The organism is Mesorhizobium sp. WSM4830, assembly GCF_055811495.1.
This window is the reverse complement of sequence record NZ_JBVVQI010000010.1, coordinates 133,772-160,236: the sequence shown is the minus strand read 5'-3', so window position 1 is coordinate 160,236 and position 26,465 is coordinate 133,772. Positions and strand designations below refer to the sequence as shown.

At 64.7% G+C, this 26,465-nt stretch carries 27 protein-coding genes and 1 tRNA gene; 19 read left to right on the top strand and 9 right to left on the bottom strand.

Annotated elements, in window-relative coordinates:
- The first annotated feature begins 163 nt into the window (after positions 1-163).
- The 5 genes from AC0L2Y_RS15520 to AC0L2Y_RS15500 are packed head-to-tail and all read left to right on the top strand — an operon-like array spanning position 164 to position 6,738.
- A complete protein-coding gene (locus AC0L2Y_RS15520) occupies positions 164-3,112 on the top strand; it encodes a cobaltochelatase subunit CobN (protein ID WP_473557467.1) in 2,949 nt (982 codons plus the stop codon).
- A complete protein-coding gene (gene cobG, locus AC0L2Y_RS15515) occupies positions 3,109-4,578 on the top strand; it encodes a precorrin-3B synthase (protein WP_473557465.1) in 1,470 nt (489 codons plus the stop codon). Before AC0L2Y_RS15520 ends, cobG begins: the two co-directional genes overlap by 4 nt.
- Positions 4,575-5,222 (top strand): precorrin-8X methylmutase, encoded by a 648-nt coding sequence (locus tag AC0L2Y_RS15510; protein ID WP_473557462.1) that lies wholly within the window; start codon positions 4,575-4,577, stop codon positions 5,220-5,222. Before cobG ends, AC0L2Y_RS15510 begins: the two co-directional genes overlap by 4 nt.
- Positions 5,219-5,977: a precorrin-2 C(20)-methyltransferase gene (locus tag AC0L2Y_RS15505; protein ID WP_473557461.1), complete on the top strand. Its 759-nt coding sequence runs from the start codon at positions 5,219-5,221 to the stop codon at positions 5,975-5,977. The genes AC0L2Y_RS15510 and AC0L2Y_RS15505 overlap by 4 nt, the downstream gene beginning before the upstream one ends.
- A complete protein-coding gene (locus tag AC0L2Y_RS15500; RefSeq protein ID WP_473557459.1) occupies positions 5,974-6,738 on the top strand; it encodes a precorrin-3B C(17)-methyltransferase in 765 nt (254 codons plus the stop codon). Before AC0L2Y_RS15505 ends, AC0L2Y_RS15500 begins: the two co-directional genes overlap by 4 nt.
- Here the strand turns inward: AC0L2Y_RS15500 and AC0L2Y_RS15495 are convergent.
- A complete protein-coding gene (locus AC0L2Y_RS15495) occupies positions 6,702-7,475 on the bottom strand; it encodes a cobalt-precorrin-6A reductase (protein WP_473557456.1) in 774 nt (257 codons plus the stop codon). The genes AC0L2Y_RS15500 and AC0L2Y_RS15495 overlap by 37 nt on opposite strands.
- A gap of 1 nt (position 7,476) precedes the next feature.
- Between AC0L2Y_RS15495 and cbiE the strand changes: the two genes are divergently transcribed.
- The 8 genes from cbiE to AC0L2Y_RS15455 are packed head-to-tail and all read left to right on the top strand — an operon-like array spanning position 7,477 to position 14,584.
- Entirely contained in the window at positions 7,477-8,718 is a 1,242-nt protein-coding gene (gene cbiE / locus AC0L2Y_RS15490) for a precorrin-6y C5,15-methyltransferase (decarboxylating) subunit CbiE (RefSeq protein WP_473557454.1), read from the top strand.
- Entirely contained in the window at positions 8,715-9,095 is a 381-nt protein-coding gene (locus AC0L2Y_RS15485; protein WP_023676642.1) for a cobalamin biosynthesis protein, read from the top strand. The genes cbiE and AC0L2Y_RS15485 overlap by 4 nt, the downstream gene beginning before the upstream one ends.
- Positions 9,092-9,856: a precorrin-4 C(11)-methyltransferase gene (gene cobM, locus AC0L2Y_RS15480; protein WP_473557452.1), complete on the top strand. Its 765-nt coding sequence runs from the start codon at positions 9,092-9,094 to the stop codon at positions 9,854-9,856. Before AC0L2Y_RS15485 ends, cobM begins: the two co-directional genes overlap by 4 nt.
- Positions 9,853-10,659: a uroporphyrinogen-III C-methyltransferase gene (gene cobA / locus AC0L2Y_RS15475; protein WP_473557451.1), complete on the top strand. Its 807-nt coding sequence runs from the start codon at positions 9,853-9,855 to the stop codon at positions 10,657-10,659. Before cobM ends, cobA begins: the two co-directional genes overlap by 4 nt.
- Entirely contained in the window at positions 10,656-12,005 is a 1,350-nt protein-coding gene (locus AC0L2Y_RS15470; protein WP_473557449.1) for a cobyrinate a,c-diamide synthase, read from the top strand. Before cobA ends, AC0L2Y_RS15470 begins: the two co-directional genes overlap by 4 nt.
- Before the next feature lie 3 nt (positions 12,006-12,008).
- The gene (cobS, locus tag AC0L2Y_RS15465; protein ID WP_473557446.1) at positions 12,009-12,782 is read left to right on the top strand and encodes an adenosylcobinamide-GDP ribazoletransferase; all 774 of its coding nucleotides are present in this window, start codon (positions 12,009-12,011) and stop codon (positions 12,780-12,782) included.
- A 24-nt stretch (positions 12,783-12,806) separates the two neighbouring features.
- A complete protein-coding gene (cobT, locus tag AC0L2Y_RS15460) occupies positions 12,807-13,817 on the top strand; it encodes a nicotinate-nucleotide--dimethylbenzimidazole phosphoribosyltransferase (protein ID WP_473557444.1) in 1,011 nt (336 codons plus the stop codon).
- A 26-nt stretch (positions 13,818-13,843) separates the two neighbouring features.
- A complete protein-coding gene (locus AC0L2Y_RS15455; RefSeq protein ID WP_352564514.1) occupies positions 13,844-14,584 on the top strand; it encodes a hypothetical protein in 741 nt (246 codons plus the stop codon).
- A 95-nt stretch (positions 14,585-14,679) separates the two neighbouring features.
- On the opposite strand, the gene AC0L2Y_RS15450 is transcribed toward AC0L2Y_RS15455, so the two are convergent.
- Positions 14,680-14,755 (bottom strand) — tRNA-Lys (locus AC0L2Y_RS15450).
- Between the two features lie 105 nt (positions 14,756-14,860).
- A complete protein-coding gene (locus tag AC0L2Y_RS15445) occupies positions 14,861-15,766 on the bottom strand; it encodes a PhzF family phenazine biosynthesis protein (RefSeq protein WP_473557441.1) in 906 nt (301 codons plus the stop codon).
- A gap of 111 nt (positions 15,767-15,877) precedes the next feature.
- Between AC0L2Y_RS15445 and AC0L2Y_RS15440 the strand changes: the two genes are divergently transcribed.
- The 4 genes from AC0L2Y_RS15440 (at position 15,878) to AC0L2Y_RS15425 (ending at position 19,460) form a co-directional block, all read left to right on the top strand.
- Positions 15,878-17,170 carry an efflux RND transporter periplasmic adaptor subunit gene (locus AC0L2Y_RS15440; RefSeq protein ID WP_473557439.1) on the top strand — a complete coding sequence of 431 codons (1,293 nt, stop codon included), beginning with the start codon at positions 15,878-15,880 and terminating at the stop codon, positions 17,168-17,170.
- Positions 17,171-17,172: 2 nt separating this feature from the next.
- The gene (locus AC0L2Y_RS15435) at positions 17,173-17,883 is read left to right on the top strand and encodes an ABC transporter ATP-binding protein (RefSeq protein WP_473557436.1); all 711 of its coding nucleotides are present in this window, start codon (positions 17,173-17,175) and stop codon (positions 17,881-17,883) included.
- 2 nt (positions 17,884-17,885) lie between these two features.
- On the top strand, positions 17,886-19,103 hold the full coding sequence (locus AC0L2Y_RS15430; RefSeq protein WP_473557434.1) for an ABC transporter permease: 1,218 nt from the start codon (positions 17,886-17,888) through the stop codon (positions 19,101-19,103).
- 114 nt (positions 19,104-19,217) lie between these two features.
- Positions 19,218-19,460, top strand: a complete 243-nt coding sequence (locus AC0L2Y_RS15425; RefSeq protein WP_352490270.1) for a hypothetical protein — start codon at positions 19,218-19,220, stop codon at positions 19,458-19,460.
- Here the strand turns inward: AC0L2Y_RS15425 and AC0L2Y_RS15420 are convergent.
- Together AC0L2Y_RS15420 and AC0L2Y_RS15415 are read right to left on the bottom strand one after the other, a co-directional pair.
- Entirely contained in the window at positions 19,435-20,181 is a 747-nt protein-coding gene (locus tag AC0L2Y_RS15420; protein WP_473557431.1) for a hypothetical protein, read from the bottom strand. The genes AC0L2Y_RS15425 and AC0L2Y_RS15420 overlap by 26 nt on opposite strands.
- A 7-nt stretch (positions 20,182-20,188) precedes the next feature.
- Positions 20,189-21,301 (bottom strand): endonuclease/exonuclease/phosphatase family protein, encoded by a 1,113-nt coding sequence (locus AC0L2Y_RS15415; protein ID WP_473557429.1) that lies wholly within the window; start codon positions 21,299-21,301, stop codon positions 20,189-20,191.
- A gap of 188 nt (positions 21,302-21,489) precedes the next feature.
- Between AC0L2Y_RS15415 and AC0L2Y_RS15410 the strand changes: the two genes are divergently transcribed.
- Positions 21,490-22,083 carry a BA14K family protein gene (locus AC0L2Y_RS15410; RefSeq protein ID WP_352490274.1) on the top strand — a complete coding sequence of 198 codons (594 nt, stop codon included), beginning with the start codon at positions 21,490-21,492 and terminating at the stop codon, positions 22,081-22,083.
- A gap of 175 nt (positions 22,084-22,258) precedes the next feature.
- Positions 22,259-22,543 carry a PilZ domain-containing protein gene (locus tag AC0L2Y_RS15405; protein ID WP_352450131.1) on the top strand — a complete coding sequence of 95 codons (285 nt, stop codon included), beginning with the start codon at positions 22,259-22,261 and terminating at the stop codon, positions 22,541-22,543.
- Positions 22,544-22,556: 13 nt separating this feature from the next.
- On the opposite strand, the gene AC0L2Y_RS15400 is transcribed toward AC0L2Y_RS15405, so the two are convergent.
- From AC0L2Y_RS15400 to ilvC, 4 genes are all read right to left on the bottom strand, one after another.
- The gene (locus AC0L2Y_RS15400) at positions 22,557-23,180 is read right to left on the bottom strand and encodes a hypothetical protein (protein ID WP_473557427.1); all 624 of its coding nucleotides are present in this window, start codon (positions 23,178-23,180) and stop codon (positions 22,557-22,559) included.
- Positions 23,173-23,694: a hypothetical protein gene (locus AC0L2Y_RS15395; RefSeq protein WP_473557424.1), complete on the bottom strand. Its 522-nt coding sequence runs from the start codon at positions 23,692-23,694 to the stop codon at positions 23,173-23,175. The genes AC0L2Y_RS15400 and AC0L2Y_RS15395 overlap by 8 nt, the downstream gene beginning before the upstream one ends.
- A 487-nt stretch (positions 23,695-24,181) precedes the next feature.
- A complete protein-coding gene (locus tag AC0L2Y_RS15390) occupies positions 24,182-25,159 on the bottom strand; it encodes a DUF3592 domain-containing protein (protein ID WP_473557422.1) in 978 nt (325 codons plus the stop codon).
- A gap of 257 nt (positions 25,160-25,416) precedes the next feature.
- A complete protein-coding gene (gene ilvC, locus AC0L2Y_RS15385; RefSeq protein ID WP_473557420.1) occupies positions 25,417-26,436 on the bottom strand; it encodes a ketol-acid reductoisomerase in 1,020 nt (339 codons plus the stop codon).
- Positions 26,437-26,465: the final 29 nt, after the last annotated feature.

The window sequence follows — 26,465 nt, the reverse complement described above, 5'->3', positions numbered from 1 at the left end:
CCCCCCCCCCTCGGGGGGGGGGGCCCCGCCGCGGGGGGGGGGGGGGGTCCTCTCCGAAGCGCGCCAACACTTTGAAGCGCACCAACAGAAAACGTCGAGCACTGCCGCGACGACCCCACCCGGCCCTGCGGGCCACCCTCCCCTCGAGGGGGAGGGGGACGTCGTGCCAATTCTCTTCTACCGCTCAATGCTGCTCGCCGCCGATGTCGCGCCGATCGACGCGCTTTTCGAAGCCCTGCGCCAACGCGGCATCACCCCCGTCCCCATCTTCGTTTCCAGCCTGAAGGACCCAACGTCCCTCGCCTTTGTCGAAACCGCGCTCGCAACCCTGAAGCCTGCCGCCATCGTCACCGCCACAGCTTTCGCCTCCGGGGCCGAGCCCGGCGTTGAAACCCTGTTCGACCGCGCCGGCGTACCGGTGTTCCAGGTCATCGTCGCGACCACCCGCCGCGATATCTGGCAAGGTAACCAGCGCGGCCTGGCGCCTGCCGACCTTGCCATGCATGTCGTCCTGCCCGAGCTCGACGGCCGCATTCTCGCCGGCGCCATTTCATTCAAGGGCGAAAGCGAAACCGATCCCGCATTGGCCTTTCGTGCTTTCGCCAACCGCCCGGAGCCGGACCGCATCGCGCAAGTGGCGAACCGTATCGAGGCCTTCGTGCGCCTGCAGCGAACGCCGCGTGCGGAGCGCAAGCTCGCCATCCTGATCCCCGACTATCCGAGCGCCCCCGGTCGCACCGGCTACGCCGTCGGCCTCGACGTGCCGTCCAGCGTGCTGGCAATGCTGCATGACCTGAGCGAACAGGGCTACGCCGTTGAAAGGATTCCGCAAACGCCGCGCGAGTTGCTGGAGATGCTGGGGCGTGGAGGTGAAGGGTTGGGGTTTGAGGACTATCTCGACCTTTCAACGGAATTGCCTGTTGAAGCGATAGCTGCCGTGACGGCGGCTTGGGGAAAGGCGGAAGACGAAACAGGTTTATGCGAGGCGCCCCCCTCTGTCCTGCCGGACATCTCCCCCACGAGGGGGGAGATTGGCGGCTCCATTGCCGGCTCTCTTCCTACAGCGTTGGAGATTGGCGAAAGCAGATATGAGGGCGCAATCTCCCCCCAAGTGGGGGAGATGTCCGGCAGGACAAAGGGGGGCGCGACAGAACGCCAACCTTCAAATCCGGTAAACAACAGGCAATTCGCCTTCCGCGCCGCCAGCTTCGGCAACGTCACCGTGGCACTCGCGCCCGATCGCGGGCGCTCCACGAACCGCCGCGCCGACTACCACGACTCGACACTGCCGCCGCGTCATGCGCTGATCGCCTTCGGCCTCTGGCTGCGCAAGTCGCTCGGCATCCATGCCCTCGTCCATGTCGGCGCCCACGGCACGCTGGAATGGCTGCCCGGCAAGACCGTGGCGCTCAGCGAAAACTGCTTTCCCGAAATCGTCACCGGCGCCCTGCCCGTCATTTATCCGTTCATCGTCTCCAACCCCGGCGAGGCAGCGCAGGCCAAGCGGCGCATTGCCGCCGTCACGCTTGGCCATCTTCCGCCGCCGCTGACCGGCGCCGGGCTGGACGAAAACCAGCATAGGCTTGAACGACTGGTCGACGAATATGCCCAGGCCGACGGGCTCGACCGCCGCCGCCGCGACCGCCTGGCGAGACTGATCGTCGAAACCGCGCAAAAAACTGGCCTCGCCTCGGAAGCCGGGGTTGCCCAAACCGACGCTCCCGACGAAGCGCTGCGCCGCATCGACGCCTGGCTCTGCGATCTCAAGGATTTCGCCATCAAGGACGGCCTGCACATTTACGGCCGGTCGCCGGAAGGCGAGGCTGATCCGCTGCGCGAGCAAAGCGCGACAGCCGAGAAAGCAGCACTGCTTGCCGCCCTCGACGGCCGCCATGTCGCTGCCGGTCCGGCCGGTGCACCGGCGCGTGGCCGGCGCGATGTGCTGCCGACCGGCCGCAATCTGTTTACCGCCGACCCGCGCACCATGCCGACGCCGACATCCTTCGATCTCGGCAGGGCGGCCGCCGACGAGGTCTTGCGCAGCTACATGCAATCGCATGGCGACTGGCCGCGCTCGCTGGTCATCGACCTCTGGGGCTCGGCCTCGCTGCGCACCGGCGGCGAGGAGATCGCGCAAGGCCTGGCGCTGATGGGCTGCCGGCCGCAATGGGATTCCGCCACCGGCCGCATCACCGGCATAGAAGTGCTGCCGCCGGCAACGCTCGGCCGTCCGCGCGTCGATGTCACCTGGCGCATATCAGGCCTGTTCCGCGACATGTTCCCGACCCAGATCGCGCTGATCGATGCCGCGGGCAACACCGTCGCCGCCCGGGACGAGGACGCTTCCGAAAACCCGCTCGCGGCGAGAACCCGTGCAGACGGCAAGATCAGTCCGCGCATTTTCGGCACCTCACCCGGGACCTACGGCGCCGGCGTCGAGGACTTGTTGTCGAGCGGTGACTGGGCCGCGCGCGAAGAGATCGGCCGCACCTATCTCGCCGCCAGCTCGCACGCCTATGGCGGCTCCGAGGGCGAAGGCGTTTCGGCGCCCGGCGCTTTTGAGGGCCGCATCGCTGAGGCCGACCTTCTGGTTCATACCGGCGACGACCCCGGCCGCGACATCCTCGAAGGCTCGGCCGACGTCGCCTTCATCGGCGGCTTTTCGGCAGCACTTGCCGCGCTCGGCAAAAACGCTGACGTGATCGTGCTCGACACTACGGACCCGCAAAAGCCGAAGCCGCGCTCGGTTGGTGAGGCCGTATCCCGGGTCGTGCGGGCGCGCGCGGTTAACCCGCGCTTCATCGCCGGCCAGATGCGGCACGGGCCGCGCGGCGCTTCGGAATTCGCCGAGACGGTTGATCGGCTTGTCGGCTTCGCCGAGACCACCCATGCCATATCAGGCACGCTGATCGAGGCCGTGCACGACGCCTATCTCGGCGACCCCGTTGTTCGCGCCTTTATCCTGCGCGAGAACCCGACGGCGGCGAAGGTGATTGCCGAGCGGTTTCTCTCGGCTCGGCGGCGCGGTCTGTGGCATCCGCTGCGCAATTCGATCGATGACGATCTCGCCGCGCTAATTGCCGAAGCCCAAGCGCTGGGGGTGGCGGCATGAACGCTTTCTCCCGACGCGGCGCCTGCCCTGCCTTGTCCGCGCCGATGCAGACCGGCGACGGGCTGCTGGTGCGGCTCAATCCGGTCGCTGGAGGACTGTTGCCGAAATCCTTGATCGGACTCTGCGAATCCGCCTTGCGCCATGGCAACGGCATCATGGAAGTGACCGCCCGCGGCAGCCTGCAGATCCGAGGCCTGACGCCGGCAAGCGCGCGGCTGCTGGCGATGGAGGTCGATGCGCTGGGCATCGCGGTGCGCACCGGCGTGCCGGTCGAGACCGGCCCGCTGGCCGGGCTCGACCCGGAGGAAATCGCCGACCCGCGCCCGCTTGCCGAGCGGATTCGGGCGGCAATTGAGGACGCGGGTGTTACACAACGCCTTGGCCCGAAGGTCTCCGTGATCGTCGACGGCGGCGGGCAGCTGACAATGGATGCAGTTACGGCCGATGTCAGGCTGGTCGCGATGCGGACCGGGGCGCGAACGCAGTGGCAGGTGGCTGTCGCCGGCGACGGTCAGACTGCGATGCCGCTCGTTATGGCCGAGGAGGATGCGGCTTGTGATATTGCCGTCGCTATTCTCAGGATGGTTGCTGAAAAGGGCCGCGATGCGCATGCGCGGGATTTGACGGAGAGACAGCTGAGATCTCTGGCAAGTTGGCGTTCCGTCGCGCCCCCCTCTGTCCTGCCGGACATCTCCCCCTCTAGGGGGGAGATTGGCAATTCCACGGCCGGCTCTCCCTCTGCAACTTTGGGGATTGGCGAAACCAGCAACGAGAGCGCAATCTCCCCCCTAGAGGGGGAGATGTCCGGCAGGACAGAGGGGGGCGCGAAGGAACGCCAGCCTATCGGAGTTTTCGACTTGGCCGCAGCCGCAATCGCCCTCGGCATCGGCCTGCCGTTCGGCAGCATACCAGCGCAAGAACTTATCGATCTCACCCAATACGCCCTCACCCTCGGCGCCACCGAAATCCGCCTGGCGCCAGGTCGCGCGCTGCTTTTGCTTGGCCTCTCCCCAGCCGCATGTCTTTCACTCCAGAAAACCGCCGCAACCGTCGGCTTTGTCACCGACGCAGCTGATCCGCGCACGAAAATCGCCGCCTGCCCCGGCGCACCCGCCTGTGCCTCCGGGCGCATAGCCACGCGCGAAATCGCCGAGACCATCGCCGCTGAAAACCGCGACATCCTCGATTCCTCGCTGACGCTGCACATCTCCGGCTGCGCCAAGGGTTGCGCCCATCCTGGTCCGGCGGTGTTGACCCTGGTCGGTGGCGAAAACGGAGCCGGACTTGTCGTGGACGGGACGGCAAAGGCATTGCCCGCCGGATACAGGCCGGGCTACGAAGCCGGGCACGGCATCGGCCGCATTGCAGCGGCGATCCGCAGCGCACGACATCCCGGCGAAACTGCTGCTGCTTGCCTGGTAAGGCTCGGCGCGGCCGGCATCACCGAAATCTACCGACAGGAATGAGCATGCCCGCCCAGAACGCCTACGACTACGTCCGTGACGGCACGGCGATCTACGAGCGCTCCTTCGCCATTATCCGCGCCGAGGCCGACCTGTCGCGCTTTTCCGAAGCCGAGGCCGATGTCGCTATCCGCATGATCCATGCCTGCGGTCAGGTCGAGGCTGCGCAGCACTTCGTTTTCTCGAGCGATTTCGTCGCCGCTGCGCGCACGGCGCTGGGCGCCGGCGCGCCGATCTTCTGCGACGCGCAGATGGTCTCGCACGGCGTCACGCGCGCCCGGCTGCCGGCCGGCAACGAGGTGATCTGTACGCTGCGCGATCCGCGGACCGCCGACATCGCGAAAAAGATCGGCAACACCCGCTCGGCCGCAGCGATCGACCTGTGGGGCGAGCGCGTGGCCGGTTCGGTCGTCGCCATCGGCAATGCGCCGACAGCCCTTTTCTATCTGCTGGAAAAGCTGCGCGCCGGCGCGCCGAAGCCGGCGGCGATCATCGGCATGCCGGTCGGGTTTGTCGGTGCTGCTGAATCGAAGGATGCGCTGGCCGAAAATTCCTATGGCGTGCATTACGCCATCGTGCGCGGCCGGCTGGGCGGCAGCGCCATGACCGCCGCCGCCCTCAATGCGTTGGCGAGGCCAGGCCTATGAATGCGATCGCAAAAGGTCGGCTGGTCGGCGTCGGCACCGGTCCCGGCGACCCGGAACTTTTGACCCTGAAGGCGGTGCGCGCGCTGGCCGAGGCCGATGTCGTTGCGCATTTCGCCAAGCGCGGCAACAACAGCAATGCGCGCGCCATTGTCGGCGCGCATTTTCGCCCTGATCTGATCGAACTGCCGCTGCTCTACCCGGTGACGACCGAGATCGACAAGGACCACAGCGATTACCGGTCGCAGATAACGGATTTCTACGAGCAGTCGGCCGAAACGGTCGCCGAGCACCTCAGCACCGGCAGGATGGTCGCGGTGCTTTCGGAAGGCGATCCGCTTTTCTACGGCTCCTACATGCATCTTCATGTCCGGCTGGCGCACCGCTTTCCGACCGAAGTCATTCCCGGCGTCACCGCCATGTCCGGCTGCTGGTCGGCGACCGGCCTGCCTATCGTCCAGGGCGACGATGTGCTGACGGTGCTGCCGGGCACCATGAGCGAATTCGAGCTGACGCGCCGCCTTGCCGACACCGATGCCGCGGTGATCATGAAAGTCGGCCGCAACCTGCCCAAGATCAGGCGCGCGCTGGAGGCAACCGACAAGCTGGCGCGGGCAATCTATGTCGAGCGCGGCACCATGCCAGGCGGTGTCTCGATGCGGCTTGCGGACAAAAAGGACGACCAGGCGCCCTATTTCGCCATCGTGCTGGTGGCCGGCTGGTCGGGGCGGCCAAATGCATTGAGAGCCGAAGCATGAGCGGCCGCCTGACCGTCATCGGCCTGGGGCCAGGCAACGCCGACCAGGTGACGCCGGAAGCCAGCCGCGCCGTCGCCGAGGCGAAATTCTTCTACGGCTACAAGCCTTATCTTGACCGGCTCGACCTGCGCGCGGACCAGACCCGCATCGCCTCCGACAATCGCGAGGAACTCGCCCGCTCCAGGGACGCACTGCTGAAGGCCGCGGAAGGCCACGATGTCGCCGTCGTATCGGGCGGCGATCCCGGCGTCTTCGCCATGGCGGCGGCCGTCTGCGAGGCGATCGAGGCGGGGCCGGTCGAATGGCGCGCGGTCGACATCGCCATCGTGCCCGGTATCACCGCCATGCTCGCCGTTGCAGCCCGCATCGGTGCGCCGCTCGGCCATGATTTCTGCGCCATCTCGCTGTCCGACAATCTGAAGCCGTGGGACCTGATCGAGCTGCGCCTTTTGGCGGCAGCCGGCGCCGGCTTCGTCATCGCGCTCTACAATCCGATCAGCAAGGCACGCCCCTGGCAGCTTGGCCGCGCCTTCGAATGCCTGTCGGCGATCCTGCCCGGCACCACGCCGGTGATCTTTGGCCGCGCCGCCGGCCGTCCCGACGAGCGCATCGAGGTTTTTCTACTGGCCGACGCCGATGCCGCGAAAGCCGACATGGCGACCTGCATCATTATCGGCTCGCCGGAAACCAGGATCATCAAGCGGGGTGACAAGGCGGCGCTGGTCTACACGCCGCGTTCGGCAGCGGGCCCAAGAACATGAAAATGATCGACCATAGCGGCAAGAGATTCGATCGTTTCGGTCGACGCGACGTCCGGCAGCGCCGGCCTGCGGATCATCACAACCTCGATTCCCAGCGCTCGCGCCGCCGCGATCTTGCCGTAGGTCGCCTCGCCGCCGCTGTTTTTGGAAACGACGACATCGATGCGGTGCTCTTGAAGCAGCGCGCGCTCATCGACCTCATGAAACGGCCCGCGCGCCAAGAGATAGGTCGCGTCGGGCAGAGCGAGCCTGGGCTCGACCGGGTCGACACTGCGGATGAGATAATGATGCTGGGGAGCTGCCTCGAAGGCAGCGACCTCCTGCCGTCCGAGCGCCAGGAACGCGCGGCGCGGCACCGATCCCAGAGCCGTCACCGCGCTGGCAACACTATCGACCAACATCCAGAGGTCACCTTCGGCTGGGTCCCAGCCCGGACGCCTGAGCGCAACGATAGGCACGGCGGTCATGCGCGCTGCTTCCGCCGCATTGGCGGAGATTCGCGCCGCATAGGGATGCGTGGCGTCGATCAGCAGGTCGATCTTGTTCTGGCGGAGGTACGCCGCCAGCCCGCCGGCACCGCCGAAGCCGCCGACCCGCACCGGCACCCCTTGCGCGACCGGGCTTTCGGTGCGGCCGGCCAGCGACAGCATGACCGAAATATCCGCGCGCGCGGCCAGCTTTCCGGCCAGTTGCCGGGCTTCGGTGGTTCCGCCGAGGATCAGAATGCGGTGGGTCATCATGCCTGCTGAAGGTCCGCTCGGTGCCAAGCTTACCTCAAAGTGGCTCACGATCATCGGCATCGGCGAGGACGGTGTAGCGGGTCTCGGCGACGAGGCCAAGCGGTTGATCGCGGAGGCCGAATTCGTCTTCGGCGGCAAGCGTCACCTTGCCCTCGTCGCGTCACTCGCCAAAGGTGAAGCGCGCGCCTGGCCGACGCCTTTCGATGCCGAGCTGCGCGACGTGCTGGCGCTCTCCGGCAGACGCGTCTGCGTGCTGGCCTCTGGCGATCCCTTCTACCACGGTGTCGGCGTCACCCTCGCCCGCAAGGTCGCGGCGGAGGATATGCGAGTGATCCCCGCGCCCTCGGCCTTCTCACTGGCCGCCTCACGCCTGGGGTGGGGACTGCAGGACGTCGAGACCATTTCGCTGCATGGCCGCTCGCTCGACCTGATCCGGCCGTTGCTACATCCTTGCACCCGCATTCTCGCGCTGACCTCGGACAGCGACGCACCGGGAGCGATTGCCGGTCTGCTGACAGAGCTCGGCTTCGGCGCCTCGCGGCTGACGGTCCTGGAGGCGCTCGGCGGCCCGAACGAAAGGCTGCGCTCGGCGAGCGCCGGCACCTTCGACCTCGCAAAGATCAATCCGCTCAACGTGCTCGCGATCGAAGTTGATTCGACTCCGCAAGCACGCATCCTGCCGCTGACAGCGGGACTTGCCGATCATTTGTTCGAGCATGACGGCCAGATCACCAAGCGCGAAGTGCGCGCCGTCACCCTGTCCGCTCTCGCGCCAAGGCGCGGCGAACTGTTGTGGGACATCGGCGCCGGCTCGGGCTCCATTGGCATCGAATGGATGCTGGCCCATCCTTCCATGCGCGCCATCGCCGTTGAGGCCGATCCGGCCCGCGCCGCCCGCATCCGACGCAACGCCGTGGCCTGCGGCGTTCCCGGTCTCGCCGTCGTCGAAGGTTCGGCACCGCGAGCTCTTGCCGGGCTGGAAACGCCGGCCGCGATCTTCATCGGCGGCGGCGGCAGCGATGCCGGCGTGCTGGAAGGAGCCCTCGATGCCTTGCCTGCCGGCGGCCGCCTCGTTGCCAACGCAGTAACGCTGGAGATGGAGGCGCGGCTTCTCGCCCAGCACACCAAGCTCGGCGGCGAACTCACCCGCATCGCTATATCCCGTGCTTCGCGGGTCGGTTCGATGCAGGCCTGGCGGCCAGCTATGCCGGTTACCCAATGGAGCTGGGTGAAGCCATGATGGTTGCGGGCATCGGCAGCCGCAAAGGCGTCAGCGCACGCGACGTGCTTGCTGCGGTAGAAACCGCACTGGAGGCGCACGGGCTTGCCCTGCCCGCGCTTTCAGCCCTCGCAACCGCGTCTCTCAAGCAGGATGAAGCGGCAATCTTCGCCGCCGGACGCGAACTCCGCCTTCCGGTAATCGTTGTCGAGCAGGACGAACTCAAAGCCGCATCTACGACCAGCCGTTCCGACCTATCGCAGGAGCATGCCGGCACGCCGTCGGTTTCCGAAGCCTCGGCGCTTGCCGCCGCCGGCAAAGGCGCAAAACTGCTCGGGCCGCGCACGGTGCTCGGTGCTGTCACCTGCGCCATCGCCATCAGCGGAGATGCGGCATGACCGTTCACTTCATCGGCGCCGGCCCGGGTGCAGCCGACCTGATCACCTTGCGCGGCAGCCGCCTGCTCGGCAGTTGTACCGTCTGCCTCTATGCCGGATCGATTGTTGCGCCGGAGCTGTTGCAGCACTGCGCGCCTGGAACGCGGTTGATCGACACCGCGCCGATGTCGCTCGACGAGATCGAGGCCGAATATCTGGCAGCCCACGCGGCCGGCCATGACGTCGCCCGCCTGCATTCCGGCGATCTTTCGGTCTGGAGCGCCGTTGCCGAACAGATCCGCCGGTTGGAAAAGCACGGCATCCCTTACACGCTGACGCCGGGCGTGCCGTCTTTTGCCGCCGCGGCGGCAGCGCTGCGCCGCGAGCTGACCATTCCAGAAGTCGCGCAAAGCCTGGTGCTGACACGCATCTCCGGCCGCGCCTCGAAAATGCCTCCCGGCGAAACCCTGGCCGGCTTCGGCCGCACCGGCGCCACGCTCGCCATCCACCTTGCCATCCACGCCATCGGCCGCGTCGTCGCCGAGCTGACGCCGCATTACGGCGCCGACTGCCCGGTCGCGGTCGTCTTCCGTGCTTCCTGGCCGGACGAACGCGTGCTGACCGGCACGCTGGCGACAATTGAAGCGCAACTGGCCGCCGATCCGATGGAACGCACGGCAATCATCTTCGTCGGCCGCTCGCTGGCAGCGGAGGGCTTTGGCGAAAGTTCACTGTACGACGCGCACTACCAGCGGCGCTTTCGCGGACGGAACGGATTGTGAGCGGCAGCACCAGAAACACTACGGTCGAGCAGGCGCTCACCCGGCTCAACTTCAAGCCGCGCCAGCTTGAGCCCGGGCATGTCTGGCTGGCTGGCGCCGGCCCTGGCGATCCCGGCTGCCTGACGCTGGAAGTGCTGGCCGCCCTCGGACAGTGCGACGCGCTGGTTTATGATGCGCTGGTCTCGCCGGAAGTCGTCGCCGTCGCCGAGGGCGCGGAACTGTTCTATGCCGGCAAACGCGGTGGGAAGCCGTCGATGAAGCAGGACGACATCACCGCTCTGCTGGTCCGGCTGGCGCGCGAGGGCCGGCGCGTCGTCCGACTGAAGGGCGGCGACCCCTATATTTTCGGGCGTGGCGGCGAAGAGGCGCTGGCGCTGGCCGGGGAAACTATCCCGTTCCGCATCCTGCCTGGCCTGACGTCCGGCCTCAGCGCGCTGGCCGCGACCGGCATTCCCGGCACCATGCGCGGCATCAATAAGGCGCTGATCCTGGCGACCGGCCATGCCGCTGGCACCGATGACGATCTCGACTGGGCGGCCATCGCCCGTACCGGCCAACCGGTGGTCATCTATATGGGCATGGCCAACCTGCCGCTGATCGCCGCCTCGCTGCTCGAGGGCGGCCTGCCATCTTCGACGCCCGCCGCGGTTATCGTTGCCGCGACGACGCCGCAGGAGCGTATCGTCGTCGCCACGCTCGTCACAATTGCCGAGGAAGCGGCGGCAGCCGGCTTGACCTCGCCGGCGCTGATCGTCGTCGGCGGCATCGTCGGCATGCGCGCGGCACTGGCGGGCGAGCCATGACCCGCGCCATCATCATCGGCGCGCCGCGCTCGGGCTCGGGCAAGACCAGCGTCACCATCGGCATCTTGCGCGCGCTCGCCCGGCGCGGCCTGAAAGTGCGCGGCGCCAAATCCGGCCCGGATTATATCGATCCCGGCTTCCACACCGCCGCCACGGGCCTGTCCGGCGTCAATCTCGACAGCTGGGCAATGCCGCCCGCCCTGCTCAACGCACTGGCCGGCGAAGCGACCGAAGATGCCGATTTTATCTTCCTCGAAAGCGCCATGGGCCTGTTCGACGGGATTCCGGCTGCTCCAGGACGGTCCGGCTCGGCTGCCGACCTTGCCCGGCTCTACGGCCTGCCGGTGCTGCTGGTGCTCGATGTCTCCGGCCAGTCGACCACGGCAGCGGCCGTCGCCAAGGGATTTGCCACCTATGACCCGGATGTACGCATGGCCGGCGTCGTGCTCAACCGGCTGGGCAGCGAGCGCCACCGCCGGCTATGCGGCGATGCCATCGAGGCACTCGGCCTGGCTGTCGTCGGCGCCATCCTGCGCGATCCCTCACTCAACCTGCCCGAGCGCCATCTCGGCCTCGTCCAGGCCGGCGAATATGAGAATCTGATGGCGCATCTCGACCGGCTGGCCGACATGGTCGAGCGCTCGCTCGACCTTGACGCCATCATGGCGCTGGCGGCGCCATTCACGCCCGCGCCGGGCAATTTCGGCGACGCGCTGCCGCCGCCTGGCCAGCGCATCGCGCTCGCCGAGGACGCCGCCTTCACCTTCCTCTATCCGCATGTCGCCACGCATTGGCGCAAGGCCGGCGCCGAGATCGTTCCGTTCTCGCCGCTCGCCGATGAGGCGCCTGGCGACAATTGCGATGTCTGCTGGCTGCCCGGCGGCTATCCCGAGCTGCACGCCGGCCGCCTCGCGGCCGCGGCGAATTTCAGGGCCGGCATGGCGCGGTTGGCCGCCACGCGGCCGGTGCATGGCGAGTGCGGCGGCTTCATGGTGCTCGGCGAGGCGCTCGAGGACGCGTCGGGCGAGACGCATCGGATGCTCGGCCTGCTCGGTCATTCGACCAGCTTCGCCAAGCGCAAGATGAATCTCGGCTACCGCGAGGCGCGCCTGCGTTCCGCGTGTCCGCTCGGCAGCCAAGGCACGCTGATCCGCGGCCATGAATTCCACTACGCGCAGATGGTTGCGACCGGCAATGACGAGCCGCTGGCCGATCTCGCCGACGGACAAGGAAACCCGCTCGGCGCCTCTGGCTACCGGCGCGAAAATGTCAGCGGCACCTTCTTCCATGCCATTGCGAGGGGCGAGAGCATGATCCCGAAAAGTGGTAGCCGGTTTTCGGAATAGATCATGCTCAAACTCCAGATCCCCTCGCAACAGCAAATTCTCGAAGACATCGCGCTTTGCCTCGTCTTCTTCACCCGGCTACCGCTGCCGAGAGCCGACTTCGGTGGCCGCAGCCTTGCCGCTGCGATCTGGGCTGCACCCGTTGCCGGTCTCGCCGTCGCTCTGGCCGGTGCGCTGGTCTACGCCGTCGGGACGAGGCTCGGCCTTGCCGAGGGTCCTGCTGCAGCGTTGACCCTTGCCGCGATCTTGCTTGCCACTGGCTGCCTGCATGAAGACGGGCTTTCGGATGTCGCCGACGGCTTTGGCGGCGGCAAGACGCGCGACAGGAAACTGGAGATCATGCGCGACAGCCGCATCGGTGCCTACGGCGCCTGCGCGCTCGGCATCTCGCTGCTGATCCGCTGGAGCGTGCTCTCTGGTTTCGCCGGCCCGGCTCATGTCCTTTGGGCCCTCATTGCCGCGCAAGCGGCTTCGCGCGGCCTGCTCGGCGCCTTCATGCACCTGCTGCCGCCCGCTCGCAGCGACGGCCTCTCGGTTGATGCAGGCACAGTCACGGCCGAAACTGCCGGTATCGGTACCGCGCTCGGTGCGGTCGCGCTGCTGGCGCTTGGGTTCGGCGCCGCCGTTTTCGCCCTCATCCTGCTTGCGCTCATGTTTGCCGCCTTCCGCGCGCTGTGTATCAACCAGATCGGCGGTCAAACCGGCGACACCGTCGGTGCCCTCCAGCAGCTCGGCGAGATCGCAATCCTGCTCGTCGCTTCCGTTTCCCTTTCCTGACTCTGTTTCGGAGATTTCGCCCCCATGCCTTTCAAATCACTCAATGAACTGCGCGCCGCCTGCCTCGACCTGCCCAATGGCAGCGACGCCGCCGCCCATGCCGTCGCCCGCCGCCAGGACACGCTGACCAAGCCGCAAGGCAGCCTCGGCCGGCTGGAGACAATAGCCGCCTGGCTGGCGCGCTGGCAGGGCCGCGACATGCCAAAGCTCGACCGAGTCAAGGTCTTCGTCTTTGCCGGCAACCACGGCGTCACCGCGCAAGGTGTGTCGGCCTTCCCTTCGGAGGTCACCGTGCAGATGGTGGCGAATTTCGCTGGCGGCGGCGCCGCCATCAACCAGCTTGCCCGCATCGCCGGCGCCGAACTCGACGTCATCCCGCTCGACCTCGACCGTCCAACCGGCGACTTCACGCAAGGGCCGGCGATGGACGACGAGGCCTTTCTCGCCGCCGTCTCGGCAGGCTACGACGCGATCAGCAGGGATCTCGACCTAGTCTGTTTCGGCGAAATGGGTATCGGCAACACCACGCCGGCGGCAGCCATCTCGACCGCGCTGTTCGGCGGTAGCGCGGAGCGATGGACTGGGCGCGGCACCGGCGTCGACGACGCCGGCCTCGTGCGCAAGATCGTCGCCATCGAGGCCGGCCTGAAGCGCCACGCCCCGGCGCTTGCCGATCCGCTGAAGGTGGCGGCAGCCCTCGGCGGGCGCGAGCTTGCGGCGATCTTGGGCGCAACACTGGCGGCGCGCCATCTCGGCGTGCCGGTGCTGCTTGACGGCTTCGTCTGCACCGCCGCCGCGGCACCCTTGGCCGGGCTGCACCCAGCCGGCCTAGCTCACACCATGGCCGCTCACGTCTCAGCCGAATCCGGCCACCGCCGCCTGTTGGAGGCGCTCGGGCTGCCGCCCCTGCTCGACCTCGGCATGCGGCTCGGCGAAGGCTCCGGCGCCTGCCTCGCCGTCAACATCGTCCGCTCGGCATTGGAATGCCATGCCCGCATGGCAAGCTTTGCGGAGGCGGGGGTTTCGGAGAAGTAAGCGCTCGCAAAGTTCGGGCTGCGTCGATGAACCAACCTTCACAAATTTTCGGAGACCCCAAACAGGGGCTTCGCGATATTCTTGCTCGGATTATCGGAGATTTCGACAGCAAGAGCGGAGCTTTTGCCGGGCTGAAATACAATTCGCCGTGGATAGTGGCCACGGAGGATTGGGCAGAGCGATCAGGCCATACGGTCGAAGAGCTGTGCGAGATGATTTCTCGATGGCGGATTTCAATCTGCACTGGCGAGAAGACAAATCCGAAAATCGTTCAGACTTTTGAAGATCTTCGCAGCGCGGCGGAGGAATGGAGAACGGAGACAGGCTACCGCGACCCGCCTACACGCCTAACTCCCGAGATGACAAAATTTCCCAACTACAAGGAGTTGAAAGCACACAGCTGGACGCTGTGGAATTCCATGGGGCTGCAGGACTCATCATACGACTATGTTGCTCGGGACCTCAGTTTTCATGGAGCCATCGAAGACGTTTTTGGCCACAGGGTTACAGTGGGAATGACCATCAAGCTGGGGTATGGCGGGCCAATCTGGTTATATTTTCGCTTCCCCTACTATGCAAACGACGAGCCGACGTCCTTCCACCACCCAATTCTGTCGGGTTCGGGAATATGTGACGCGCTTCGGTTGCCAAGGGTTCCTGAACTCGAATGGATTGCCAGCAAAAGCAAAACAAGCTTCACAGAAGTCGAAAGCGTGCTGGCCATAACGCGGGCAACCCTCACCTATCTACGGCCCACCATCCAATAGAAATCAGGCTCGCCGACTGCAACCGGCTGATAGGTGCAACGTGCAAAAACGCCGTCACACGTTCTAGGGTCTTTCCACCAAATCCTGAAGATTTTTGGTGGGTGCGCACAGGATTGAACTGTGGACCCGCTGATTAAGAGTCAGCTGCTCTACCAACTGAGCTACGCACCCACTCGGCCGGCAAAACCGGCGTTGGCGGGCATATAGCCGCCGACATCCGCCATGTCCAGCCCTGCCGATTCATTTCCCGACAAATTGCCCAAGTGCCGCACATGGTCAGATGAAAAGCCTGCCTTCCGCCACCTTGACCGCATGGCCGCCGATGCGGGCGGCCGTCAGTTTGCCACCTTCGACATTCAGTTCGAGGCGAATGCGCGAAGGCCGGCCCATCTCCAGCCCCTGCTCGATCCACAGTTGTGAAACGCCGTCGGTCGGGCCGTCGAAATGCATGATCGCGCCAGCGAACGCGGCGGCCGCCGAGCCGGTCGCCGGGTCTTCGTAGGACGGATTGCCGGGCACCATCATGCGGACATGGAAGGCACTGTCGTGGTGCACCGTCTCGCGGCAATAGACATAGGGGCTGGCGAAGGCCCATTCGCTTTTACGCGGTGCCAGTTCCGACCACGCCTGGTTGTCCAGCCTGATCCGGGCAGCCGCCTCCAGATTGGCGACGGGGATGGTCACGTAAGGCACTCCAGCCGACCAGAATGAAACGCGGTGGTTCTCGAAGCCGATCTCGTGCGGCCCAAGGCCAAGGGCCGCGCCGATCGCCTCGGGATCGGCCGACAATTCCAGCTGCGCCGGCAGTTTCGCCAGGTCGAACTCGGCAAAGGTCGAACCATCGTGCTTGCTGACAGCGCAGCGCACCGGGCCGATATTCTCCTCGAGCACGAAGATGCCGGCGGCCTCTCCCGCCATTTCGGCGAGCGCTATCGCCGAGCCGACGGTTGGGTGGCCGGCGAACGGCATTTCGTAGTCGGGCGTGAAGATACGGATGCGGGCCCGGTGCTTCGGGTTGTCCGGCGGCAGCACGAAGACGGTTTCGGACAGGTTGAACTCGCGCGCCACCGCCTGCATCGCCGCAACGTCCAGCCCGTCACAGTCGAGCACCACGGCCAGCGGATTGCCGGCCAGCCGGTTGGTGGTGAATACGTCGTAAAACAAGTAATTCCGCGGCTGCATCTCAGTAAGTCCTCTGCCTCATTCCCAACATGAGCGAAATTTAATTTGAATTTTGAACCATAAGGCCTGATTTGTGCACTGATGGGATATCACTGAACATAGGGGTCCGGCGTGGACCAGATTGTCAATCTGCCAAAGACGGAATCCGCTTCCGCCATCGAGACGGCGCTCGGGCCCGACCACCAGGGCCTGAAGACAAAACGCCGTCGCGGTTGGCTTTACGCAGTGTTCGCACTGCTTGCCGTCGCCGCGAGTGTCGTCGGCTACCAGTGGTATGCGGGCTCGCCCGCCAAGATCGAGTATACCACGACACTGGCCGCCATGGCCGACCTTACCGTCGCGGTTTCGGCTACCGGCACGCTGCAGCCCCTCACCCAGGTCGATATTTCCAGCGAACTCTCCGGCGTCGTCCGCTCGGTCTCGGTCAACGAGAACCAACTGGTGAAGAAGGGCGATGTGCTGGCCGCGCTCGACACCGCCAAGCTGGAGGTGCAGATCGAGCGCGCCCAGGCCTCCGCCAAAGCAGCGGCGGCGAGTGTCGAGGACGCCACCGTGACCCTGGCCGAAAGCGAAAAGGCGCTGGCGCGCGCGGCGCAACTGACCAAGCGCGGCATGGCGACGGACCAGTCGCTTGAAGCGGCAACCGCCACGCGCGACCGCTCGAAGGCGGCGCTCGATATCGCCAAAGCCAACCTCGCCATGGCCAATGCCGATCTCAAGGCGCAGCAGACGGATCTTGCCAAGAGCGCCATCTACGCTCCGATCGACGGCATCATACTGACGCGCTCGGTCGATCCCGGCCAGACGGTCGCCTCGTCGCTGCAGGCGCCGGTGCTGTTCGTCATCGCCGCCGATCTGAAGAACATGGAGCTGAAAGCTGCGGTCGACGAGGCCGACATCGGCGCCGTCAAACCCGGCCAGCATGCGCGCTTCACCGTCGATGCCTTCCCGGAACGGCCATTCGACGCCGAAATCCGCGACATCTCCTATGCCTCGGTCACCACCGACGGCGTCGTCACCTACAATGCAAGGCTGGATGTCGACAATAGCGAGCTTCTGTTACGGCCCGGCATGACTGCCACCGTCTCGGTCATCACCAAGCAGGCCAAAAACGTGCTAACCGTGCCATCGATCGCCTTCCGCTACCGGCCGGCGCAGACGGCGGAGCGCGGCTGGAGCCTCACCGACCTGTTCACCGGTCGCATGGGACGCCCCGGAGGCAACCGCCAGCGCCAGGCGGCGACGAAGCCCACCGACGGCTCGCGCACGCTCTACTTGCTGGAGAATGGCCGGCCGCACCCGGTCAACGTCAGGGTCGGCTCGACAGATGGCGAACTGACCGAGATCGTCTCCGGCCTGGAGGAAGGCGTACAAGTCATTACCGCCTCGCAGCAGCGAAGCTGATCGTGGCATCGGGCGCGACCACCCTCATAGGCTTCGACAAGGTCTGGAAAAGCTATGGCCAGGGCGAGGCCCAGGTGCACGCGCTGGCCGGCGTCGACCTCGCCATCAGGCGCGGCGAATTCGTCGCCATCATGGGCCCGTCCGGCTCGGGCAAATCGACGGCCATGAACGTCATTGGCTGCCTCGACACGCCGACGGCCGGGACCTACAGCTTCGAAGGCATCGACGCCGGCCGTCTCGACCGCAACCGCCGCGCTCAGCTGCGCAACCTCTATGTCGGCTTCGTCTTCCAGGGCTATAATCTCTTGCCGCGCACCACGGCGGCCGAGAATGTCGAACTGCCGCTGATCTATCGCGGCGTCGGTGCCCGCGAGCGCCGCGGCCTTGCCATGCAGGCACTTGCCGAGGTCGGCCTTGTCGGCCGCGAGCATCATACGCCGGCCGAGCTGTCCGGCGGCCAGCAGCAGCGCGTGGCGATCGCCCGCGCCATCGTCACCAAGCCGACGCTTCTCGTCGCCGACGAACCGACCGGCAATCTCGACACCGCCCGCACGCACGAGATCATGGAACTCCTGACGCAGTTGAACAGCGAGCTCGGCCTGACCATCGCCATGGTCACGCACGAAGCCGATGTTGCCGGCTATGCGCAGCGCACGATCCGTTTCCTCGATGGCCATGTCGCCTCGGACACAGCCAGCCTCGAGATGGCCTAGCCATGATCTGGGAAACCGTCCGCCTCTCGCTCCGCTCCATCCGCCGCAACGTGCTGCGCTCGTTCCTGACGTTGCTCGGCATCGTCATCGGTGTCGCCGCCGTCATCGCCATGCTGACCATCGGCTCGGGCACCACCGAGAAGGTCAAGTCCGATATTTCCAAGCTCGGCAGCAACCTGCTCGTCATCCGTTCCGGCCGCCCTGCCGGGCCGGGTGGCCCGGGAGGGCTCGATCAGGTGGTCCGACCGCTGGGCGACAAGGACCTCGCAGCGCTTGCCGCGCATCTGGACGGCGCGCGCGCCATCTCGCCGGCCTCGCAAAAGCAGGTACGCGTCATTTTCGGCACCGAAAGCCTGACCTCGGGCGTCACCGGCACCGACAGCGCCTATCTCGATGCCCGCGACTGGAAACTGGTTTCGGGCCGCCCGTTCAGCGATTCGGAAACCCGCTCGGGCACCGGCGTCTACCTCATCGGCGAGACGGTGCGCCAGCAGTTCTTCGGCGCCGGCGACCCCGAAGGCGAGATCATCCGCGTCAACCGCACCTCCTGCAAGATCATCGGCTTGCTCGAACCGAAGGGCTATACCGGTTTCGGCCAGGACCAGGACAATGTCTTGCTGATGCCGCTCGCCGCCTATCAGCGTCGCATTGCCGGCAACCGCGACATCGATTCGATCTATGTCGCCGCCGACGACCGTACGCCAACCACGGTGCTGCAGACGCGCGTCGAGGACATCTTGCGCGACACGCGCCGCATCACGCCCGACCGTGACGATGATTTCTCGATCCGCGACATGACCCAAATCGCCGATGCCATGGCCAGCGCGACCACCACCATGACTGGCATGCTCGGTGCCGTCGCCGGCGTCAGCCTGCTCGTCGGCGGCATCGGCATTATGAACATCATGCTGGTGTCGGTAACCGAACGCACGCGCGAGATCGGCATCAGGCTCGCTATCGGCGCCCATGAAAAGCATATCCTCATCCAGTTCCTGGTCGAGGCAACCGTGCTGTCGCTGCTTGGCGGCATCATCGGCATCCTGATCGGCCTGGCCCTTGCCGGCCTCGCCTCGGTGACGCTGACGATCCCGTTTGCGCCAAGCCCGGCGGTCATCCTGCTTGCAGTCGGCTTCTCCGCGCTGATCGGCATGGTGTTCGGCTTCTTCCCGGCGCTGCGCGGCGCGCGGCTCAATCCGATCGACGCGCTGAGGCATGAATAGAGCGTTGCAGCAAATGTCGCCTCGCGACGCTGCCAATTTTATGTGCAACCTGCCCTTGTCGCAGCACAATCTTCAATGATAACAATGCTGTTGGGGACTAAGGGGGAATAATGGATGAGCAAGAAAGGGCGACTGGCTCTGGCGATTGTGATCGTCGAATCCGCCTTGGCAGGGCTTTGGTGGAATTTGATCCGTTATGGAATGGACAATCCCGATCGCGTCACCGCTGACTTCCAGCAGGTAATTGGGCAGACGATGGGAACGGCGATGGGGGCGCTCCTGGGTCTCGGCGTGCTGTTGTATTTTGTCGCTGGCCGTAGCGACCGCAAGGCTATTGAAGGCAGGTGGCGACGTTAGAGTCGGAATCCTTGCCCGCAAAGTGCCATTCGATCAGCGGTCTCATATGCGGCATCAAGCCGTCCGGCAGGTCGGCTGCATTGCGGATGATGACGGGGCCTTCGATTTCAGGCTCTGATTCGGCCGCGACGAAAGCGCTGATCCGCTGTGCCAGGTCGTCGGCGGAGGCCCTCTCGCGGTAGCGGCGAAAGATCACCGTGCCGCTTGTCGTCGACAGGGCGAAATGGCGCCTGCCGCGTGTCGCGCCTGACAGGTCGAGGCCGGTCTCTTCGCGCACCTCGCGGATCATGTTGAAGTCGACATCGACAAGGCCGTCGCGGAAATCGGTTGGCTCGAACGAACCGGCGGCGAAGTAGACGCGCCCGGCATTGACCGTATGCGGCGCCATGCGGATCGCCACCAGCGCATTGTCGCCGGCGACCAGCATGGCATGGGCATAGGCATGCTCGGCCCCGGCCACCTGTCGATTGCCGCGCCAAAGCATGAAGGTCGAATAACGCACCGCATGGCAGCGGCCGACGAGGCGATTGTCGCGATAGCTGAGTGCGGAAAGCAGCACCACGGTGCCGTCGAAAAGCGCCGGCCTGGCTGCGGTCTCACGCCGCCAGTTCGTGGCGATCGCCTCGGCATTATCGCGTTCGAACGGATGCGGCCCGGGATCGAGCCTGACGTCGATGGCATCGACGGGCAGGATGACGTTGCGCGGCAGATCGAAACTCACGCCGTTCTCACGCCATGTCGAGGGCAATTGTTACCGGGCAATGGTCGGATGCCTTCGGCCGGTCCCACCCGGCGCGTGGGAAGCGCTCGACCTCCTGGCCCGCCGGAAATATGGTCCGCCAGGGCTGGCCATTGCGGATGATATCGGGAACGGCGGTGGCGTTCTGCCTGGCTAGCGCCCTCGACAGAAGGATGTAGTCGAGCTGGCAGAGATGCCGCTCTTCCGGTCCGCGTGTGTGATAGAAAGTCCAGCGGTCCATTTCCGGCCGCCGCTCGACCGCGTTTTCGCAAAAACCGCCGGCAGTGAGCACGTCGATGCAGGACCGGGTCTCGTCGATGACCTCGAAGCGATAGCCGTCGACGGCATCGCCGGTAATCTTCACGCGCTGCCGGTAGTCGTTCATGTCGCCGCAGATTGCCCAGCGCTTGTCGGCGGCATGGTCCTTGCCGAAGCGCTCCTCGATGATCCGGCGCACCGCTTGCGCCTCGGCGATGCGCAGCGGCATTGTTGCTTCACGGCCGTCGAGGCCGTTGCGGGGCGAGCCCATCGACTTGAAATGCACGAGATAGAGCGTCAACGGCGCGCCGGCCACCGTCAGATCGATTTCCAGGCAGTCGCGCCGGAAGATGCGCTCATTGGCCTGATGTCCAAGTGCTGCCAATTCCGCCGTGTGCAGCCCGAATTGCTCGAACGTGACATAGGCGTAGCTGGTCATGCGCACGAATTCGATCGGCTGGCCCTGCGCGGTCTCGTTGCGCATCATCACGGCGACGTCGATGCCGCGCGAATCATTGCCGGCGGTGGTGTATTTCTGCCGGTAGCCTTGCCCCACCATCTTGAACAGATAGCCGTATTCGAAGGCCCTCAGCGCCTCGATATTGTCGACCTCCTGCATGCAGATAATGTCAGCGCGGGTGGCCGCGATCGCCAGTGCCGTCAACTGCCGCGTGTCGTCGGACTGCGCGATCGCCCGCGCCTGCTCGAGCATCTTGTATTCGGCCTCGCTCTGGATGTCGAAAAGCGCCAGCGTGCGGTCCTCGTTGAGCTGATTGCGGTATCCGGAATAATCAAACCTGTTCATCAGGTTTTCGACGTTAAAGGTGGCAAGGCGCAGCGACATGGCTTTGACCTTTGCCCGCAAGCGCGCCCGAAAACAAGTGCGCAGAAACCAAGCGGCTCTGATTGATCGCGCGCTCGCCATGGTTGACGGAACCTTTTTGTTCATCTTCCGTTCAGATGGAAAGTTCCATCAATGGGCCCTTCCCCCGGGGTATTCTGGGCGTGGGGCCTGAACCTTCGGAGAGTGCGATGAAACCGCTCTTTTTATCTTCCGTCGGATCCGGGCTGATGGCCCTCGGTCTGATAGCCGGCCTCTCGGCCCCCTCGCTTGCAGGGCCGATGCCCAAACTCCTGCTGCCGGTGGCGGGCAATGCCGCCGACATCGTGCAAATTCGTGAAGATTGGGCAGGCGGCAATGACAGGCAGATCTGGCGTTGGCGCAATCGCGGCTTTCGGCAATGGCACGGCGACAATGATTGGAGATGGCGGTCCAACAATTTCCGCGGCCGTCATTTTTCGAGACACTGGGACAATGGCGGCTGGGACGACAGCTGGCGCTGGCGCCACCATCGCCGCCATTACCGCCATTACCGCGGCGGCTACTATGATGATGGTGCGGGCGCCGCGATTCTTGGCTTGGGCCTGGGGCTCGGCCTTGGCAGCCTGTACAACAGCTACAACTACTACGACGCGCCGCCACCGCGCCGCTATTATCGCGCAGGGCGGCTGTCCAGCGCGCATGTCCAATGGTGTTACAATCGCTACCGGTCGTACCGCGCCTGGGACAATACCTTCCAGCCCTATTACGGGCCGCGCCAGCAATGCTACTCGCCCTATAGGTAAGCAGGCCGACAACAAGCATCATTCGGCGCCGTGCTTCGCGGCGCCATTTTCTTCCAGCCTGGAACTGCGAACATCGCCCAGTCCCGACTGCTGATAACGCTATTTTTATCAGGCAGGTCTAATAATCCTCCCGATCAGAACGCTCGAGACGCGAAAAATGGCTGGATTGCGTGCGATGGCCGAGGACGAACAGAGGGACAAACGCCGGCAGCGCGTCTTCAAGGGCGCGACGATCCTGACCGGCATGAGCAATTCCGAGGTCACATGCACGCTGCGCAACATGCATGCCGGCGGCGCCGAATTGAAGGTCTCGATCGACGCGCGCGTGCCCGATGAGTTCCTGCTCTATGTCCCGACCGACGGCGTTGCCTACAAGGCGGTGGTCCGCTGGCGCCGCGAGGACCGAATCGGCGTGATGTTCACCGGCACCCAGCCAAAGCCCAGTTGGCATTACGGCTGAGATCTCCCCTGCGCTATCCGGGTGGCAGGACTTGCAGTGTCTGCTCGTCAAACAGCGGCTCTTCCTGGCCGACACGAACGAACAGAAGCTTTCGCAGGTCGAGTGATTGCACCTCGAAATACTGAATGCCGTCCGGGGCTTCGCCCCATTCGCCGCAAGGCGGTTCGCCGACCTCGTCAGGGTTAGCGACGGCGTTCAACTCCTCACGATAGGCGGCGTCGGGACTAAAGATGTATCGCATGATGCCTACGGGCGTCGCCGCGTCGGTGTAAGGCATGAGCACGCAACGTGTGCTGATGGCTTTCCCGGCCTTCTCGGTAAAAATGCGCTGCAACGCAGCGTCGGCGGCTTCGCCCGGCAGCATATCGAAGACTTCGACGACGGGATCGACCGGCCCGCCGTCGCTGTATTTGATGGCAAGAGCATTGCCGCCAAGCTCGAAATAAATCTGGCGAAAACCGAAATCGCAGCGCTGCACCCAGGCAGCCAGCCCGACATCCTTGTCCGCCAGCCGTTCCCAGCTGCATTTGTCGACAGGCGGACGCGACGGCTTGCTTTGGTCGGCATGAGCGCCGGTTGCCATGGCCATAAGGACCGGCAGGGCGAAGATGCAGGCCGGCAGTCTCTTGCTATTCATCGCTACAACCCGTCAAGCTAAAGGCGTCCCAGGCTGAACCATCGGGATTGGCATTGGCGAAATCGGGCCATTCGGTAAAAATCGCGCCGAAGTCAGGCAACAGCAACCCCGCCGGTGCCGGCGAGGCTTCGCGGGAACTCAACTGCTCGGCACCGCCTGCGTTGAACGCATAGACCTGCCCGTCCCACACTCTGCACAGCCCGGTGCCGTCCTCGAGACCCGCCTCACGATCGTCGTCGGTGCAGGTGTGCCGGATCGTGCCCACAGGAAACGAGTACTTGCCATTGATCCAGGTGATGTCCGACGGCAGACGAAGGTCGGTGTTGGGCACGATCAGCGAAAAGACCTCGGTCGTCAGCGCGGCCGGCTCGTTGTTGATTGGCCGGAACTGTATCGTCGCTCCCGAACGCGGCTCGCGATAGGTCGCATGGCTGAGCGAACATTCTGTTGCGTTCGCTGCTTGCAGCAGGCTCAGCATGCTCAGAAAAATAGCTGCTGCTTTGCGGATGATCATTTAAGTCCCTTGGAGCAGCATCATTGTGAAGTTTGATGCTTTAGCATGGCCCCCGGCCACGTCGAAAAGAAAGAATCGATGATGCGAAATCTCTTGATGCTTACTTCGGTCCTAGCATTTTCGTGCGGCCACGCCTCCGCCGCGGAACAGTATGTGGGCACATGGTCCGGGGACAGATCGAACTGTACCGCCGTTGCGGATGTTCAACGCCAGACTGTCTACACATTGTACCGCGACGCGCTGTCGGTCCCTGCTCTCGGCTGCGAACACGCAACGTTCCTCAAGACGCCAACGGGCTGGGTGGCGCGGGCCAGCCAATGCTACGGATCCGACCCGTCGGCCGAAGAGCCGTTCTCCCGTATCGTCCATATCGTTGGCAATGGGGCGACGGTAAGATTGACCTGGCCTGGCTTCGACAGCGGAATTCTTGTCAGATGCTGACGACAGGTGCCTTCTTCCGCTGGATATGCAGCATAGGACAGCAGTTTCAGATGACGCCTACCAGCAGCGCGGCTCCACCGAGGAAGCCAGCGGCGCAGACCCACAGGAGCCAAAGCCCGCTCACCCTGCATTCGAGAACCGCTGCAGCCGGATTGGCGGGATCGTAGTGGACCTCGACCTTGTCGCCCTCGAGGTAGCGCTGCGATTGACCGCTGACGAGGCTCGGCAGCGAAGCCGTCACGTTTGCCCCGAAAGCGATGCGATCGGCGGCGTAGCGCTGGCCGGCAACGCTATAGCTGTAGACGATGCGGGATTTGAAGACTGTTCGCCAGGGCCGATAGCCGCCTCCGGACCTGTCGCGGGTCTCGAATTTCTGCAGGCCCGAGGCATCGATGCGTCCTGCCGTGATGGGCCATTTGGCCGCCTGTTCCGCAAGTGACTTCTGAGCAAAGCCCATGCGTAGGACAAACAATCCCATGAAAAGCAGCAGGGCAGCCGCGCCGAGGTTCTGCGGCTTGGGCAAAAACGGCCGAATCGCTTCGAGGACGCCGCCGACGGCGAAGACCAATACCAGCGCGCCGACCACCAGTCCGGCCGAAAGCTGGACCATGAATTTGAAGGAGCCGTCGGGCATGGTGCGTTCGATCACGGCCTTGGCTGGATCGGCCGGATTGTAGAAGACGGTTACGCCGGCCCCGTTTGGAAATTTCGCAAGGGTTTCCGCCACCGCAAAGTTTCCAAGGTTCTCCTGCACGCTGTAGTGCGAACTGCGAAACTTCTTGCCGTTCACCTTGTATTCGAAGGTGATCGCCGGGAAGTTGCGCATCTCGGTCGCCCCTCTGCTGTCCGAACCGGATCCCGAACTGGTCACCTCGCGAGCCTCGACCCGCGACGAGATGATCTTTCCCGGCGTCGGAGACCAGCGGCTGGCCGCCCTCACCTCCCACCACTTCAAGAAGGTAACGAGGGAGAGCATGCCGGCAACCGCGCAGGCAAACCCGACCAACAGAAATTTGAGTTCCAAGTCTCACCCCCTTGGCACTTTTGTGCCATGCCCCGCACAGGCATATCACGGTGATCAGGAGAGTGCGCCTGTCCAGAAGCCTGGAAACCACACAATCTTGATGCAAAAAGGCCGGCGGATCGCTCCACCGGCCTTTCTTGATCGGCAATGAAATTGCGATCAGTTCTTGGCCTTGTCGACCAGCTTGTTCTTGGAAATTCCCGCGCGCCCGCAGGGCGAAGCCCGAGGACGCGTAACGAAACGAACGTGGATTTCCTTCAGTTCTTGGCCTTGTCGACCAGCTTGTTCTTGGAAATCCACGGCATCATCGCGCGCAGCTTGGCGCCGACTTCCTCGATCTGATGGCTGTCGTTGTTGCGGCGGATACCCTTGAAGCGCGCCATGCCGGCGCGGTATTCCTGCATCCATTCCGAGGTGAACTTGCCGGTCTGGATATCCTTCAGCACGCGCTTCATCTCTGCCTTGGTCTCGGCGGTGATGATGCGCGGGCCCGAGACGTATTCGCCCCATTCAGCGGTGTTCGAGATCGAATAGTTCATGTTGGCGATGCCGCCTTCGTAGATCAGGTCAACGATCAGCTTGACCTCGTGCAGGCACTCGAAATAGGCCATTTCCGGCGCGTAGCCGGCTTCCACCAGCGTCTCGAAGCCGGCGCGGATCAATTCGACCAGACCGCCGCACAGCACAACCTGCTCGCCGAACAGGTCGGTCTCGCACTCCTCGCGGAAATTGGTCTCGATAATGCCCGAGCGGCCGCCGCCGACGCCGCAGGCGTAGGAGAGCGCCAGGTCGAGCGCATTGCCCGAAGCGTCCTGGTTGACCGCGACCAAGCACGGCACGCCGCCGCCCTTCTGGTATTCGCCGCGCACCGTATGGCCGGGACCCTTCGGCGCGATCATCACGACGTCGACCGAAGCTTTAGGCTCAATCAGGCCAAAATGCACGTTGAGGCCGTGGGCGAAGGCGATTGCCGCGCCATCGCGGATGTTTGGCGCGATCTCGGATTTGTAGATGTCGGCCTGCAGCTCGTCGGGCGTGGCCATCATCATCAGGTCGGCCCACTTGGCGGCATCGGCTACGCTCATCACCTTGAGCCCGTCGGCCTCGACCTTCTTGGCGGTCGCCGAGCCGGCCTTGAGGCCGATGGCGATGTCCTTGACGCCGGAATCCTTGAGGTTAAGGGCATGCGCCCTGCCCTGGCTGCCATAGCCGATGATGGCGACCTTCTTGCCCTTGATCAGGTTGAGATCGGCATCGCGATCGTAATAGACACGCATTTTTCTTCCTTCCCGTTTTGAACCAGAGC

Excerpts from the sequence above, each read along its gene's own strand:
- cobG (WP_473557465.1), top strand. The coding sequence starts at position 3,109 with ATGAACGCTTTCTCCCGACGCGGCGCCTGCCCTGCCTTGTCCGCGCCG.
- AC0L2Y_RS15510 (WP_473557462.1), top strand. The coding sequence starts at position 4,575 with ATGAGCATGCCCGCCCAGAACGCCTACGACTACGTCCGTGACGGCACG.
- AC0L2Y_RS15505 (WP_473557461.1), top strand. The coding sequence starts at position 5,219 with ATGAATGCGATCGCAAAAGGTCGGCTGGTCGGCGTCGGCACCGGTCCC.
- AC0L2Y_RS15500 (WP_473557459.1), top strand. The coding sequence starts at position 5,974 with ATGAGCGGCCGCCTGACCGTCATCGGCCTGGGGCCAGGCAACGCCGAC.
- AC0L2Y_RS15495 (WP_473557456.1), bottom strand. The coding sequence starts at position 7,475 with ATGACCCACCGCATTCTGATCCTCGGCGGAACCACCGAAGCCCGGCAA.
- cbiE (WP_473557454.1), top strand. The coding sequence starts at position 7,477 with ATGCCTGCTGAAGGTCCGCTCGGTGCCAAGCTTACCTCAAAGTGGCTC.
- AC0L2Y_RS15485 (WP_023676642.1), top strand. The coding sequence starts at position 8,715 with ATGATGGTTGCGGGCATCGGCAGCCGCAAAGGCGTCAGCGCACGCGAC.
- cobM (WP_473557452.1), top strand. The coding sequence starts at position 9,092 with ATGACCGTTCACTTCATCGGCGCCGGCCCGGGTGCAGCCGACCTGATC.
- AC0L2Y_RS15470 (WP_473557449.1), top strand. The coding sequence starts at position 10,656 with ATGACCCGCGCCATCATCATCGGCGCGCCGCGCTCGGGCTCGGGCAAG.
- cobS (WP_473557446.1), top strand. The coding sequence starts at position 12,009 with ATGCTCAAACTCCAGATCCCCTCGCAACAGCAAATTCTCGAAGACATC.
- cobT (WP_473557444.1), top strand. The coding sequence starts at position 12,807 with ATGCCTTTCAAATCACTCAATGAACTGCGCGCCGCCTGCCTCGACCTG.
- AC0L2Y_RS15455 (WP_352564514.1), top strand. The coding sequence starts at position 13,844 with ATGAACCAACCTTCACAAATTTTCGGAGACCCCAAACAGGGGCTTCGC.
- AC0L2Y_RS15445 (WP_473557441.1), bottom strand. The coding sequence starts at position 15,766 with ATGCAGCCGCGGAATTACTTGTTTTACGACGTATTCACCACCAACCGG.
- AC0L2Y_RS15430 (WP_473557434.1), top strand. The coding sequence starts at position 17,886 with ATGATCTGGGAAACCGTCCGCCTCTCGCTCCGCTCCATCCGCCGCAAC.
- AC0L2Y_RS15425 (WP_352490270.1), top strand. The coding sequence starts at position 19,218 with ATGAGCAAGAAAGGGCGACTGGCTCTGGCGATTGTGATCGTCGAATCC.
- AC0L2Y_RS15415 (WP_473557429.1), bottom strand. The coding sequence starts at position 21,301 with ATGTCGCTGCGCCTTGCCACCTTTAACGTCGAAAACCTGATGAACAGG.
- AC0L2Y_RS15410 (WP_352490274.1), top strand. The coding sequence starts at position 21,490 with ATGAAACCGCTCTTTTTATCTTCCGTCGGATCCGGGCTGATGGCCCTC.
- AC0L2Y_RS15405 (WP_352450131.1), top strand. The coding sequence starts at position 22,259 with ATGGCCGAGGACGAACAGAGGGACAAACGCCGGCAGCGCGTCTTCAAG.
- AC0L2Y_RS15400 (WP_473557427.1), bottom strand. The coding sequence starts at position 23,180 with ATGAATAGCAAGAGACTGCCGGCCTGCATCTTCGCCCTGCCGGTCCTT.
- AC0L2Y_RS15395 (WP_473557424.1), bottom strand. The coding sequence starts at position 23,694 with ATGATCATCCGCAAAGCAGCAGCTATTTTTCTGAGCATGCTGAGCCTG.
- ilvC (WP_473557420.1), bottom strand. The coding sequence starts at position 26,436 with ATGCGTGTCTATTACGATCGCGATGCCGATCTCAACCTGATCAAGGGC.